13 protein-coding genes are annotated in these 14,072 nt (G+C 64.6%); 2 read left to right on the top strand and 11 right to left on the bottom strand.

Features of this window, described 5'->3' with window-relative positions; genetic code table 11:
* Positions 1–25: 25 nt before the first annotated feature.
* Together ACBR42_RS01740 and ACBR42_RS01735 are read left to right on the top strand one after the other, a co-directional pair.
* Complete coding sequence (locus tag ACBR42_RS01740) at positions 26–1,798, top strand: M24 family metallopeptidase (protein ID WP_371207134.1); 1,773 nt, start codon at positions 26–28, stop codon at positions 1,796–1,798.
* A 172-nt stretch (positions 1,799–1,970) separates the two neighbouring features.
* Positions 1,971–2,999, top strand: coding sequence for an isocitrate/isopropylmalate dehydrogenase family protein (locus tag ACBR42_RS01735; protein WP_102324486.1), 1,029 nt, complete (start codon positions 1,971–1,973; stop codon positions 2,997–2,999).
* Positions 3,000–3,100: 101 nt separating this feature from the next.
* Here the strand turns inward: ACBR42_RS01735 and uraH are convergent, their stop codons facing one another.
* The 11 genes from uraH to xdhC all read right to left on the bottom strand — a co-directional run bounded on the left by uraH (position 3,101) and on the right by xdhC (position 14,066).
* Positions 3,101–3,457, bottom strand: a complete 357-nt coding sequence (gene uraH, locus ACBR42_RS01730) for a hydroxyisourate hydrolase (protein WP_102324487.1) — start codon at positions 3,455–3,457, stop codon at positions 3,101–3,103.
* Positions 3,454–3,981, bottom strand: coding sequence for a 2-oxo-4-hydroxy-4-carboxy-5-ureidoimidazoline decarboxylase (gene uraD, locus ACBR42_RS01725; protein ID WP_371207132.1), 528 nt, complete (start codon positions 3,979–3,981; stop codon positions 3,454–3,456). The genes uraH and uraD overlap by 4 nt, the downstream gene beginning before the upstream one ends.
* Positions 3,978–4,886 carry an allantoinase PuuE gene (gene puuE / locus ACBR42_RS01720; RefSeq protein ID WP_110548128.1) on the bottom strand — a complete coding sequence of 303 codons (909 nt, stop codon included), beginning with the start codon at positions 4,884–4,886 and terminating at the stop codon, positions 3,978–3,980. Before puuE ends, uraD begins: the two co-directional genes overlap by 4 nt.
* A 20-nt stretch (positions 4,887–4,906) precedes the next feature.
* Entirely contained in the window at positions 4,907–6,136 is a 1,230-nt protein-coding gene (locus tag ACBR42_RS01715) for an alanine--glyoxylate aminotransferase family protein (protein ID WP_118962396.1), read from the bottom strand.
* Positions 6,133–7,383, bottom strand: a complete 1,251-nt coding sequence (locus ACBR42_RS01710; protein ID WP_371207131.1) for an allantoate amidohydrolase — start codon at positions 7,381–7,383, stop codon at positions 6,133–6,135. Before ACBR42_RS01710 ends, ACBR42_RS01715 begins: the two co-directional genes overlap by 4 nt.
* Positions 7,384–7,397: 14 nt before the next feature.
* Positions 7,398–8,990, bottom strand: a complete 1,593-nt coding sequence (locus tag ACBR42_RS01705) for a gamma-glutamyltransferase family protein (RefSeq protein ID WP_371207130.1) — start codon at positions 8,988–8,990, stop codon at positions 7,398–7,400.
* Positions 8,984–10,363 (bottom strand): AtzE family amidohydrolase, encoded by a 1,380-nt coding sequence (locus ACBR42_RS01700; protein WP_371207129.1) that lies wholly within the window; start codon positions 10,361–10,363, stop codon positions 8,984–8,986. The genes ACBR42_RS01705 and ACBR42_RS01700 overlap by 7 nt, the downstream gene beginning before the upstream one ends.
* On the bottom strand, positions 10,360–10,596 hold the full coding sequence (locus ACBR42_RS01695; protein ID WP_102324493.1) for a DUF4089 domain-containing protein: 237 nt from the start codon (positions 10,594–10,596) through the stop codon (positions 10,360–10,362). Before ACBR42_RS01695 ends, ACBR42_RS01700 begins: the two co-directional genes overlap by 4 nt.
* Positions 10,597–10,638: 42 nt before the next feature.
* Complete coding sequence (locus ACBR42_RS01690) at positions 10,639–12,087, bottom strand: SidA/IucD/PvdA family monooxygenase (RefSeq protein ID WP_371207128.1); 1,449 nt, start codon at positions 12,085–12,087, stop codon at positions 10,639–10,641.
* Between the two features lie 172 nt (positions 12,088–12,259).
* Positions 12,260–13,216, bottom strand: a complete 957-nt coding sequence (locus ACBR42_RS01685; RefSeq protein WP_102324495.1) for a LysR family transcriptional regulator — start codon at positions 13,214–13,216, stop codon at positions 12,260–12,262.
* The gene (gene xdhC, locus ACBR42_RS01680) at positions 13,209–14,066 is read right to left on the bottom strand and encodes a xanthine dehydrogenase accessory protein XdhC (RefSeq protein ID WP_371207127.1); all 858 of its coding nucleotides are present in this window, start codon (positions 14,064–14,066) and stop codon (positions 13,209–13,211) included. The genes ACBR42_RS01685 and xdhC overlap by 8 nt, the downstream gene beginning before the upstream one ends.
* Positions 14,067–14,072 lie beyond the last annotated feature (6 nt).

Below are 14,072 nucleotides of genomic sequence, written 5' to 3'. Positions count from 1 at the left end.
TTTCACCACGCACGAGGATCATTCCATGTCACTGGCCAGTAACCGCCTTGACGCGCTGCGCGCCGTCCTGAAGCAGATGGGTGCGGACGGTTTTGTTCTGCCGCGCGGCGATGAACATCTGGGGGAATATGTCGCGCCCTGCGCGGAACGCCTGGCGTGGCTGACCGGATTTACCGGCAGCGCCGGGCTGGCTGCGGTGCTGCCCGACCGCGCGGCGGTATTTTCGGATGGGCGCTACATCACCCAGATGGACCAGCAGGTGGACGCAGCGGCGTGGGAGCGCCAGCATCTGCGCGATACACCACCCGCCACATGGCTGGCCCGCCACGGCAGCAGCAGGCGAATCGGCTACGATCCGCGCCTGATCAGCGAAAGCGCGCTGCGTCCGTTCCTTGATGCCGGACTGGATATGGTTGCCCTGCCCGCCAATCCGGTGGACGCGATCTGGACCGACCGTCCTGCGGCCCCCTGCACCCCCTGCGTACCGCAGCCCGAGGAATGGGCCGGACAGTCCAGCCGCGACAAGCGCGAACGCATTGCCAGTGACCTGCGCGACGGGGGCGAGAGCGCGCTGGTGCTGAGCGATCCGGCCTCCATCGCGTGGCTGCTCAATATCCGCGGGCGCGATGTGCCCTTTACGCCGCTCAGCCTGTGTTTCGCCATCGTGCATGATGATGCGCGCGTGACCCTGCTGATCGACCCGGCCAAGCTGTCAGACCAGACCCGGCAGTGGCTGGGCGATGATGTCACCATCCAGCCCCCCACCGCACTGGAAGACACGCTGCGCGCCCTTGCCCCCGCCCGCGTGCAGGTGGACCCGGCCAGCAACGCCATCTGGTTCATGCAGATACTCGAAAACGCCGGCGCGACCATAATCCGCAAAGGCGATCCGTGCCTGCTGCCCAAGGCGATCAAGAACCCCGTGGAACAGGAAGGCAGCCGCCGTGCCCACCTGACGGATGGCGTGGCCATGTGCCGTTTCCTGCACTGGCTGGATGAAAACGCGACGCGCACGGCGGAACTTGAAGCAACGATCCAGCTTGACCGTTTCCGCGCAGCCTCCCCCGACTACAGGGAGGAAAGCTTCCCCGCCATTTCCGGTTCCGGGCCAAACGGGGCCATCATCCATTACCGCGTCACCCCGGAAAGCGACCGCAAGATCAGACCCAACGAGGTCTATCTGATCGACAGCGGCGCGCAGTATCCCTTTGGCACGACCGATATCACGCGCACCATCTGGACCGGCCCCGATGCACCGGACGACGATGTGCGCAATGCGTATACCCGCGTGCTGCGCGGTCACATCGCCCTTGCCCGCGCACGCTTCCCCAAAGGCGTGACCGGACATGCGCTGGATGCGCTGGCGCGTTACGCCCTGTGGGATGGCGGCCTTGATTACGACCATGGCACCGGCCACGGCATCGGCAGCTATCTGTCCGTGCATGAAGGACCGGCCAACATTTCCCCCGTTTTCCGGCCCGTGCAGCTTCAGCCGGGCATGATCCTGTCCAATGAACCGGGCTATTACCGCCCCGGCGCGTTCGGCATACGGCTGGAAAACCTGTTGCTGGTCCAGCCCAGCCCCATCGGGGAGGAAAAGCGCAGCTTCATGGAATTCGAAACCCTGACCCTGGCCCCGTTTGACCGGCGGCTGATTGATACCGCCAGCCTGCAACCCGGCGAGATCGCATGGCTGGACCAGTATCATGCACGGGTTTTTGAACAGGTCGCGCCACATCTGGATACACCGGCGCGTACATGGCTCACGGCGGCCTGCGCGCCGCTGCACGCCGGATAATGTGACTGCAAAACCACCGCCGCGCGGCGGTGGCCCGATTGTCACATCTGGCCGGGGGGCCTAGGACTTTTAACCAGTTCCGACGGGGCACCCGGCAACGAACCGGGCAAGCCAAGCCGGTGGGCATGCTGAAATAAATTTCAGTAGCAAGTAAAATGGGAGACGTTCGAGAATGTCAGCAGAAAAAACAATTCCCGCCACCCTGATCCCCGGCGATGGGATCGGACCTGAAATTGTCACCTCCGTTACCGAAATTCTGGACACCGTTGGCGCCCCCTTCAAATGGGAAAAGGCCCTTGCCGGCATGGCGGCCCTTGACGCCACCGGCAGCCCGCTGCCCAAGGAAACGATCGAAAGCATCCACCGCACCGGCCTTGCGCTCAAGGGCCCGCTGACGACCCCCGTCGGCGGTGGCTTCAAGTCCATCAACGTCACACTGCGTCAGGAGTTCGGCCTGTTCGCAAATGTCCGCCCCACAAAGACCATCGTGCCCGGCGGCCGGTTCGAGAACATCAACCTCGTCATCTTCCGCGAAAACCTTGAAGGGTATTACGCGGCGATGGAAAACTACATTCCCTGTGGCGGCGACCCGCATGCCATCGCCACCAGCGCGGGCTACACCACGCGCGCGGAATGCAACCGCATTGTCCGTTACGCCTTCGAATACGCGGTCAAGAACAACCGCAAGCGCGTGACCCTGGTGCACAAGGCCAACATCCTGAAGCTGCTGACCGGCCTGTTCCTGGAAGAAGGCCGCAAGGTCGCCAAGGAATATGAAGGCCGCGTGGAAGTGAACGAGCGCATCGTCGATGCCTGCGCCATGCAGCTTGTGACCGATCCGTGGCAGTATGACTGCATCGTCACCACCAATCTGTTCGGCGATATCCTGTCCGACCTGACGGCGGGTCTTGTGGGCGGCCTTGGTCTCGCGCCCGGCGCCAACATTGGCGAAAAGGCTGCCGTGTTCGAAGCCGTGCATGGTTCCGCACCCGACATCGCAGGCCAGAACAAGGCCAACCCGACCTCCCTGCTGCTGGCCGCGAACATGATGCTGGCGCATGTGGGCCGTCAGGATCTGGCCACCCGCATCGACAAGGCCATCGAGAAGGTCATCACATCCGGCGCGGTGCGCACGGGCGACCTTGGCGGCAAGGCCAGCACGACCGACCTTACGGCGGCGCTGAAGCAGGCACTGGTCTGATCCAGCCTGCCCCTGCGGCGGCCGGTCCGCCGCAGGATATGAAAAAAGGGCCGTGGCAGATCATGCCACGGCCCTTTTTTCATGGATCGCAACGCGGGCTGTCAGCTACCGCGATAGGTCGAGAACCCGTAGGGCGAAACCAGCAGCGGCACATGATAATGGCCGCCCTTCTCCCCCGCCGGAACCTGCGCCATGCCAAAGGCGATGGGCACGACATCAAGGAATGGCGGATCGGACAGCGCCACATCGCGCGCGCGGAAGTAATCAGCCACGGCGAATTCCAGCCGGTAGGACCCTGCCGCCATCTCGCCCGTATGCTGGCTGAGTTCGGGGCAGCGCCCATCCGCGTTGGTTACGCCACGGAACAGGCAGTCCTGCCCCGCCCACAGGCTGATCGCCATCCCGGCGGCAGGTTTGCCGGATACGAGATCAAGGACGTGGGTGGACAGTGTGCTCATGCCTCATGCTCCATCCGCTCAAGCACATCCGCAAGACGGAGTGCTGCGATCTTGTTAATTTCCGCCAGCGCCGTCTGCTGTTCCACTTCCGGCGTGTTTTCCAGCCGTGTCTGTATCCCGTTCAGGATGCCCGCCTTGTCCGACCGGCGCACGCATATGATGAACGGAATACCGAATCTGGCGGCATAAGCATCGTTCAGAGCGCGGAACCGGGTAAATTCTTCCGGTGTCAGCCGGTCCAGCCCGGCGGAAGCCTGTTCGGCGGCGGAAGCGGATGTCAGCGTCGGGTCCACGCCCATGCGCTGCGCCAGTTCGGGATGGGCGCGGATCAGCGCCATCTTTTCCGCGTCATCCGCGCGGTCCAGTTCCGCGCGCATCGCGGCCTGCATGGCCTGCACATCGGCAAAAGGCGCATGGGCGTAGGCACGCTGGGCGATCCAGGGGGAATGTTCATATAGCGGGCCGAACATTTCCACGAACCGCACTGCGGAAAACGCATTCACCCGATCCATCACGCTGCTCATGCCGGGTGTACTTCCTGCCAGTGCCGCGCAATGTCCAGCCGCGTTGCAACCCAGACCTTCTCGCGGGCTGCAATGTAGTCAAGGAAACGCGCCACGGCCCGCGCACGACCGGGACGGCCCGCAACACGGCAATGCAGGCCCACGGACATCATGCGAGGTCTGTCGGCCCCTTCCTCATACAGTTCATCGAAGGTATCGCGCAGGTAGTTGAAGAACTGCTCGCCTTCGGTAAAGCCGTTGAGCGCCACGAACCGCATGTCGTTCACGTCCAGCGTGTAGGGCACGATCAGTTGCGCGCGCCCGTTGCTGCGGTCGTAATAAGGCAGGTCATCGGCGTAGGAATCCGCGTCATAGACAAATCCCCCCTCCTCCGCGATCAGGCGGGCGGTATTGGGACTGGTACGCCCCTGATACCACCCCAGCGGGCGCGAACCGGTCAGCTTCGTATGCAGGGCGATACATTCCGCGATATGCGCGCGTTCCACCGCTTCGGGCACGTTCTGGTAATCGATCCAGCGCAGCCCATGCGATGCGATTTCCCAACCTGCATCCTTCATTGCCGCAACGGCTGCGGGATTGCGCGCCATGGCGGCAGCCACCCCGAACACCGTCAGCGGCTGGCGACGCTGGGTAAAGATGCGGTGCAGGCGCCAGAACCCGGCGCGCGATCCGTATTCATACAGGCTTTCCATCGCGATCGCGCGCGCACCGATGATGGACTGCGCGCCAACCATTTCCGACAGGAACGCTTCCGAGCCACGATCCCCGTGCAGGACCGAATTCTCGGCCCCCTCTTCATAATTGATAACGAACTGGACCGCGATCCGTGCGCCGCCGGGCCATTTTGCATCCGGCGGGTTGCCCGCGTAACCCACAAGGTCACGCGGATAGGCATCTTGCGACATACTGGCGTGATCTCCCTTCATCATGCGCTGTAGGCGGCAAGCGCCGCATCCACGCCTGCGCCCGCGGTAAAGGCATGGCCCTCCTGACGCAGCACGGCTTCGAGCGCGCCGAGGGTGAGCAGCACCTTCGACTTCTCGGCATTGTAGCCCATGGCCCCGATGCGCCAGACCTTGCCCTGCAGCGGGCCGAAGGCGGTGCCGATCTCGATTTCAAAATCCTCGCGCATGCGGCCGCGCACCCGTTCGCCATCGACGCTGGCGGGAATGTACACGCCCGTCACGTTGGTCATGCGGTGCGCGTCGCTGCCAAACAGTTCCAGACCCATCGCACGCAGCCCCGCGCACATCGCGCGCGATGCGCTGGCATGGCGGGCAAAGCGGTTTTCCAGCCCTTCCTCCACCATGATGCGCGCGGCTTCACGCGCGGCGTAGAGCATGCTGGTGGCCTCGGTATGGTGGTTGAGGCGCTTTTCGGACCAGTAATCCATGATCATCGCCAGATCGAGATAGTTCGACGGAATGCGCGCCCGCGCGCCATCGGTGGTGTCGCTGCCCCGGATACCGGCTTCGACATGGCGGCGCGAGAAGATATGCGCCGCCGCCCGGTCTGATACGGTAATCGGCGCGGAACCCGGCGGCCCGCCCATGCACTTCTGCAGGCCGCCGCTGACCACGTCCACGCCCCAGCGGTCGGTCGCAACCGCCATGCCGCCCAGCGTCGCCGTGGCATCAACATAGGACAGCACGTCATATTTACGGCACAGCGCGCCCACGCCATCGAGCGGCTGGGCCATGGTGGTGGAGGTATCGCCATGGATGCAGGCCAGCACATGCGGGCGGTGGGTGATGATCGCGTCCTCGATCTGTTCAGGGGTTGCGACCTCGCCCCACGGGATGTCCAGCGTTACGATTTCCGCCCCGATGCGCGCAGCGATTTCGGACAGGAGCAGCCCGAAGCGGCCCGCCCGCACCACAAGCAGTTTCATCCCCGGTTCGACCAGCGAGACCAGCGCCGCCTCGATCCCGGCGCGGGCCGTGCCGTCCACAAGGAAGGTCCAGCGGTTTGCGGTCATGAAAACCTGACGGTAGAGGTCCATCGTCTGGTTCATGTAACCCGTCATTTCGGGGTCGAACTGGCCCAGCATGTCGGCCGCCATGGCGCGCAGTACGCGCGGATGCGCGTTGACCGGTCCCGGCCCCATCAGCAGCCGGGCGGGAGGGTTGATCTGGCCGTAAAATGTCTGGGTCATCCGAAACGTCTCTCAAAAAGTCCGATAAAAGTGGTCATCGCGCGCAGGGCTTCGTCCGTGTCCGCATCTGTTACGGATTCGGCCGGGTTGTGGCTGATCCCGCCTGCACAGCGGATGAACAGCATGGATACCGGGGCCAGATGCGCCATGATCATCGCATCATGCCCGGCACCGCTGACCAGCAGGCGCGCGGGCGCACCGCTGACATCGCCCACCGCCTGTTCCATAAGTTCCGTCAGCACAGAATCGCAGGGCGTGGCGTCCAGATCCTGCTGCAGGGCAATGTCGAGTTCCAGATCGCGCCGTGCCGCAACCTGCCGGATTACGGCGAGGATTTCTTCCGCTGCCCGGTCGCGCACCGCGTTGGTGCCGGCACGGACATCGACGGTGAACACCACTTCCCCCGGCACCACATTTGCGGCCCCCGGCATGACATGCAGCGAACCGACCGTGGCCACCAGACCGTCCGTGCCCGCGCGCGCAATGCGTTCGGCGGCAAGAATGACTTCCGCCGTACCCGCCAGCGCGTCGCGGCGCAGGGGCATGGCCACCGTTCCGGCATGGCCCGCCATGCCACGATACGTGACGCGATAGCGGTGCTGGGCCGCGATGGCGCTGACCACGCCCAGGGCGCGGCCTTCCGATTCCAGAACCGGCCCCTGTTCTATATGCGCCTCGACATAGGCCAGGACAGGATCGCCTTGGCGCGATGCTTCGTGCATGCGCCCGGCATCCAGCCCGAATTCCTGCAAGGCGGTGGCCAGTGTCGCGGTTTCCGCCCAGTCGGGCATATCCGGGTCGGGCGCTTCCAGCACGCCCGCTACGGCATGGGAGGTGAGCATGCCGGAGGGAAAGCGTGAACCTTCCTCGTCACCAAAACCGATGACTTCCAGCGCGAAGGGAAAGCGCTTTCCCGCCCGTGCGAAATGGCCCACCGCCTCAATCCCGAGGATGACGCCCAGCATGCCATCGAAAAAACCGCCATCACGCACGCTGTCGATATGCGAACCGATCAGCAGCGACGGGGCATCGGGGGTCAACCCTTCGTAACGGCCGATCAGGTTACCCGCCGCATCCATGCGGGTGGTCATGCCCGCCTGCGTCATCCATTCCGCCAGCCGGTCGCAGGTCGCGCGGTAGGACGGGCCGAGATAGGGACGGAACAGGCCGTCCTCCATCTGGGAATACGGCGCGCGGCCCAGTTCGGTGCAACGCGCGACCGCGCGTGCGCCGGATGGTCGGTCCATACAGACTGTCTCCTCTACCATGCCGCCACGCATCCATCGCTGCGGGGATCGGTTGCCCCTTCCAGCAGGCCGGACGCATGACGCACAAGCGCGCCCGCATGTCCCATCCTGGATGAAAACGGCTCGACGCGTTCCATCTGGTGGCCCGCCGCCTGCATGCGCGCGATGACCGCCGGATCGAAGCGGTCTTCATATTTCAGGCTGACGCTCGTCTCGCCCCACGTACGGCCCAGCAGCCAGCGCGGGGCGGTAACAGCCTCTTGCAACGGCACGCCATACCGCGCGTAACGGCTGAAGATGGCGGCCTGCGTCTGTGGCTGTCCTTCCCCGCCCATGGTGCCGTACACCATGGTGCGTCCGTCATCGAAACGCGCACCTGCAGGGTTGAGGGTATGAAACGGCTTGCGACCGGGGCGCAGGCCATTCCACCCTTCGGGATCAAGGCCAAAGCTGGTGCCACGGTTCTGCCAGACAACGCCGGTGCGCGGCAGCACGATGCCCGAACCATATTCGAAATACAGGCTCTGGATCATGCTGACGGCCAGACCGTCGGAATCGATCACACCCAGCCACACCGTATCGCCTGCCTGCGATGGCCACGGCCACGGGGCCGCATGCGCCGGATCAATGGCATGCGCCATGCGATCAAGCGCCTTGCGGTCATCAAGAATGTCCTGTGCCTGCACCGTCATGTAGGCGGGATCGCCCACATGCGTATCACGGTAGCGGAACGCCTGCTTGGTGGCTTCGACCAGACCATGCAGGTAATCGAAATCATCCGCCTTCGCGGCCTTGAGCCGGTCAAACAGCGCAAGGATCAGCAGCGATGCGACGCCCTGCGTGGGCGGGGCCATGTTGAACAGGTCAGCCCCGTGGATACGGGCATGGAGTGCTGGCTGGTGACTGGCCTTGTGCGCCTGCAGGTCGGCCAGCGCAAGCGGGCTGCCCAGATCGCGCAGGTCGGCGGCCAGTTCACGCGCAACCGTACCATGGTAGAAGCTGGACAGTCCTTCATCAGCCAGTTGCCGCAATGTCCCGGCCAGACGGGGATTGTGCAGGATGTCACCTACCTGCGGCAGGCGGCCACCGGGCATGAACAGGTCCCGGAAACCGGGCACATCCTTCAGTTCACCGGCCTTTTCACGCGTGATGTCTGCAGCGCTGGCGGTAACGGGCACGCCCTGTTCAGCATAGTATATCGCATCGCGCAGCACGCGGCCCAGCGGCAGGCCGGGGGCCACTTCATGGCTCCACGCCAGCGCCATATCCCATCCCGATACCGTGCCCGCGACCGTATTGGCCGCAAGCGGCCCACGCCAGGGAATCGCATCAAGCCCGGCGGCATGGTAAAAACCGGCATCGGCCCGCTGCGCCGCAGCGCCGCAGGCATCGATGGTTTCCACCCGCCCATCGGGCCACATGGTCAGCCAGAACGCATCGCCACCGATCCCGGTCATATGCGGATAGACGACAGCCAGCGCCGCCGCCGTCGCAACGGCGGCTTCCAGCGCGGTACCACCGGCCTTGAGCACATCCAGCCCGGCCTGACTGGCCAGATGGTGCGGGGATGTCACCATCCCCCGGCATGAACGCGGCGTATTCAGCATCCGCTATCCTTTCGGGCGTAACCCGCATCCAGTGGCTGGCAGCGCGCCAAGCCGACACGTTGCAGTTCACCTGCCACCGCGAACAGCCTGTCCTCGCCACCCGGCCTGCCGATAAGCTGGATGCCCAGCGGCAGGCCATCACCCGCCAGCGGCGCCGCCAGCACCGGCAGCCCCGTAAGGCTGATCGGCTGGGTGAAAATGCCCAGATTGGCGCGGGCGGACACAGTCTTGCCATCCAGCGTGATGGTAGGCTGGTCGATACGCGGCGCAACCCCGACCGTCGCGGGCGCTATGAACACATCCGCCTGCGCAAGGGCGGCGTGGACCTGTTCACGGAACCACCGACGGAAACGCTGGGCCTGCACGAAAGTGGCAGCGGGCAGCATGGCCCCGGCCATAAGGCGGCCCCGTGTTGCCGGGTCATACTGCATGGCGCGGCGGCGCAGGCGCGGCAGGTGCAGGTTGCCCCCCTCCGCCGCACTGATAAGGAAAGCGGAGGCCCGCGCACGCGCGACCTCGGGCAGTTCGATCACCCGATCACGCCCCAGATGGGCCATGACCGCATCAATGCCCGCCGTCAGTTCAGGACTGATATTACTGGCGAACCAGCCACCCAGCCGCGCCACGCGCACATCACCCACATCCGGCAGCGCAAGCGGCGGCGCACCGGCCATGATGCTGTAGACGGCCTGCAGGTCCTCGACCGTGCTGGCCATCGGACCCACGACATCAAGGCTTGCGACAAACGGGTAAACGCCCTTCAGGGGCATCCGGCCATAGGTCGGCTTCAGGCCCCACACCCCGCACAGCGAAGACGGCACACGGATGGAGCCATTGGTGTCCGACCCCAGCGTAAAGGGCAGCATCCCCGCCGCGACGGACGCCGCCGACCCGCCTGATGAACCACCGGCCAGACGGGCCGGATCATGCGGGTTACGGGTTGTGCCGCTATGGGCATTTTCGGTGGAAAAGCCGTAGGCGAACTCATCCATGTTCAGCGTGGCGACCGGAACCGCGCCTGCCGCACGCAGGCGTGCGACGACCGTGGCGTCCGCCGTGGCGGGCAGGTTGTCACGCAGCACGATGGAGCCTGCCGTGGTGACTTCGCCACGCACGTCGAACAGGTCTTTCACGCCAAAGGGCACGCCAGCCAGCGGGCCGGGGTCCTTGCCCGCCGCTACCGCCCGGTCCACTTCCTCGGCCTGCGCCACGGCGGCGGCACCGAGGATGCGCGTGACACTGTTAAAGCGCGTATCGCGGATTTCCATATCCGCGATCACGCCCGTCACGACCGATACAGCACTGCGACGGCCCGCGCGCACATCCGCCGCGATGGCCAGCGCGGCCCCGCGGGAGCATGTCACGACGCTCATGGTGTGTACTCGTAGGCGGGTTCACAGTCATCGGGCAGCGCAAACCCGCCCAACAGGTCGGCATAACCCTGCAGCAGGGCCGTATTCGCCACGACATCGGGCAGGCAGGCCGCCGGTATCGACAGGCCGATAATACGCGCCATATCGGCCACGGGGGGAACCTTGCGGTCATCATGCCCCGCCGCGCCGGGTGTTCCCGGCGCGGAAGGTGAAACGCTTGCTGCGCTGCTCATCTGTTCACTTTCTCCCGAATGGATAGATCTACCCGGGACGTATCATGCAACAGGCGGGTCAAGGCTGACCAGTTCCGGCACGTCATAGGCCAGCAGACTTTCCAGATGCTGCCTGCCATCCGCTACGTACAGGTCACGCCCAAGCCCGCGCACCAGACGTTCCACGCCAAAGCGCATGCCGCTGATGGACGCGCCGGAAAGCCCCATGCTGGGCGTGGCCGAGAACGTGAAGTTGTGGATGTTGGCCAGCATCGGCGCCAGCGGGTCATCCGCGCGGCGCGGCTGGAACTGATAGGAATCACCCAGATACGGGTAGCTTTCCAGCACAGCACTTTCCGAACCGGCCGGCGCGGTATACCGCTCACCCCATAGTGCTACGGACGGCGCGAAGGATTTCGTTTCGGGCCGCAGCGACAGATCGGTCGCAAAGCCGGTGCCGATGATTACGAAATCGAATCGCATTTCGCCGGTGGGTGATTCGACCACGATCTCGTCGCCATCCATGCGCACGCCCGTCCACGGACAGCCAGTGCGGAAGGAAAAGGATTTGTGACGACGGCAACGCCAGAACGTATCCTGCGGCGGCGGCTGGTTCAGATCGAAAATCCGGCGCATGAAGCCCCAACGCAGTTCATCCGACAGGGCGGGATAATATGCGAGGAAGCCGGTGTTCTCCATCCAGCGATACGGGTTGATGGACGGGATTTCCTTACGCCGCAGGCACAGCGTGACACTGCCCGCACCCTGTTCCAGCGCTGTCGCCGCGTTATCGAACGCCGATGCACCAGCACCCAGCACGCCAATGCGCTTGCCCTTCAGGGCTGCGAAATCGATGGCTTCGGATGTATGGACATAACGGTCACGCGGCAGGGTATCGCGGATGAAGTCGGGCACATGCCACGCACCACAGCCCTCGATGCCGGTGGCCAGCACCAGCTTGCGCGCATAATGCACATGGGTCGATCCATCGGGGCGGCGGAAGGACAGACGCAGCAGGCCATCATCCCATGTAACGCCGGTGAATTCGTGATCGTTTGCAACCGGCAGGTCGAGGATATCGCGATACCAGTCCAGATAGGCCTGCCAGTCGTCACGGGGAATCTTGTCCAGTTCTTCCCATGCCTTGGCGCCATAACGGGCTTCGTACCATGAACGCGGCGTAAGCGACGGCACGCCAAGGTCCGGGCCGGTCACGTATTTGGGCGTACGCAGCGTGATCATACGCGCGAACGTCACCCACGGGCCTTCCCCACCCCGGCCGGCACGGTCGAAAATACGGACATTGGTGATATTGCTGCGCTTGAGCGCGAATGCAGTGGCAAGACCACCCTGCCCTGCGCCGATAATGGCCACATCCAGCACGCGTTGGCCGTCGCGCTCCGTGGGAGGTATCCATTCCTTGCGGGGATACCGGATGATTTCCAGATCCCGTCGCACTGCCGCATCCAGTGCTGCAAGCCCCCCGGCTATTGCCTGCGTGTTGGTGTCCATATGCGGATCCCCGTCTGTATTTTTCGTTTATTGATGCAGTCCCGTCTGACGTCCCCCGACGCCATAACGGATATCCCCCAACCGCACCGTGATGGGGAAATCTAATCAGGGCGGGGGGTGTTTCGTCTAGTATAATGATTTCATCGTTCCGTTGCCAAAAACGCAACGAGGGTCAGACAACGCGCTCGTCGCTGACACCCTGCACACGGCGCAGTTCCTGGCGCAGTTCCTCGATTACCGTCTCCAGCAGCGGAGGCAGCCAGCGGGATTCGCGCACATAGGCCCCCAGATCGGTCACCGCGCGCGTGTCACGCAGCGGGACGTGCCGCAGGGTATCGTGTCCCGGTCCCACGCCCACGGCCAGCGGCGACTGAAACGCCAGCCCCACCCCCGCCTGCACCATGCGGTTGGTCAGCTCGATCGACCCGGTATGCAACACCACGTTCAGCCGGTCCTGCCACGACCGCAGCATGGGTTCCATGACGCGGTAAAGCGACAGGGTGCGCGTGGGCAGGATCAGGCGGTAGGCCACGCATTCCTCGATGGTGACGGTGCGCAGATGCGCCAGCGGATGATCGGCGCGCACCACCGCACCCACGGGAAAATGCGCCACCGCCACGCGCCGCAGTTCGGGATACAGGGCCAGCGAAAAGGCGATGCCAAGATCCACCCGTCCGTCCTGCAGGGCCGATACGATGGTTTTGGGCGCCCCCACCTCCACATGCAGTTCAACGGCGGGATAGGCGGAAATGATGCGTTCGAGCAGGGCAGGCAGGAGCTGGCCCGCGATCCCTTCCACCGCCATGATGCGCAGCCGCCCGTCATGACGGCCCGACAGGGCGTTGATCTGTTCTTCCGTCCGCGCGGCGTCCTGCATGACCGTTACGATATGGCGGGCCATGATCGTGCCCACTTCCGTCAGCACCATGCCATCAGGCAGGCGGTCGAACAGAGGCGCGCCGATTTCCGCTTCCATCTGGGCAAGCTGGCGTGTCAGGGCGGATGGCGTGACGTTAAGCCGCCGCGCCGCCTCGCGTATGGAACGGCATTCCCGCACGGCGTTGAAATACGAAATGCCACGCGCATGCAGGCGCATCATGCGCGGCGTACGGGCTAGCGGATCATTCATCTGGTCTGGTCACCCCGTCTCCCTCACCATCCCGGCACGCAGGGTGCAGGAAATGCGTGATAATTTCTGCCGCCACCAGTGCCGCGATGACCGGAGGCCGCTTGTCACGGACGCCCCTGTCCCCGATCGGACAGATCATGGTGGCGATCCGCTCCTCCGGCAGGCCGATCTGACGAAAGCCCGCTTCAAACCGGCGGCGCTTGGTGTGTGAGCCGATCAGCCCGACATACCGGAAATCCCCGCGTTCGAGGATGGACGCAACAATCAGGCTGTCAAGGGCGTGGCTCTGTGTCAGGACCAGCGCGCCCGATCCCGGCGGGGCGGTGGCAACCAGCCGTTCCCAGTTTCCGTCATCATGCACCTCCACACCGGGGGGGATGACGGCACCGAATTCCTCGGGCCGCGAATCGCACCATGCCAGCCGTAGCGGCAGCGGGGCCAGCACATGCGCCAGCGCACGCCCGACATGGCCCGCCCCGAACAGCAGCAGCAGCGGTTGGCGGTGACGTTCGCATTCCAGCGCCGTCATGATCCCGTCCAGCGCACCGGCATCGGGCACGTCAAGGGTAAGCACCACCTCCCCCCCGCAGCACTGACCCGAATGGCCGCCCAGACTGACCGGCAGGTCAACAGGGCTGCCGCCATGGGCCAGCAGGTCGCGGGCGGCCTGAATACCGTTCCATTCCAGATCGCCGCCCCCGATCGTGCCGGTCTGGGCCGTGGGTGTGACCAGCATGAAAGTGCCAGCCTCCCGCGGGGTTGACCCCCGCGCGGCCGACACGCGTATCCGGGCGATGGGCTGGCCTTCATGCCGCCACCGCTCCAGATCCGCACGCATTGTCATGTTCATGACGGG

Origin of the sequence: Komagataeibacter sp. SM21, assembly GCF_041402665.1 — a bacterium.
Taxonomy (GTDB): Bacteria; Pseudomonadota; Alphaproteobacteria; order Acetobacterales; family Acetobacteraceae; genus Komagataeibacter; species Komagataeibacter saccharivorans.
This window is presented reverse-complemented; position numbering and strand designations above follow the sequence as displayed.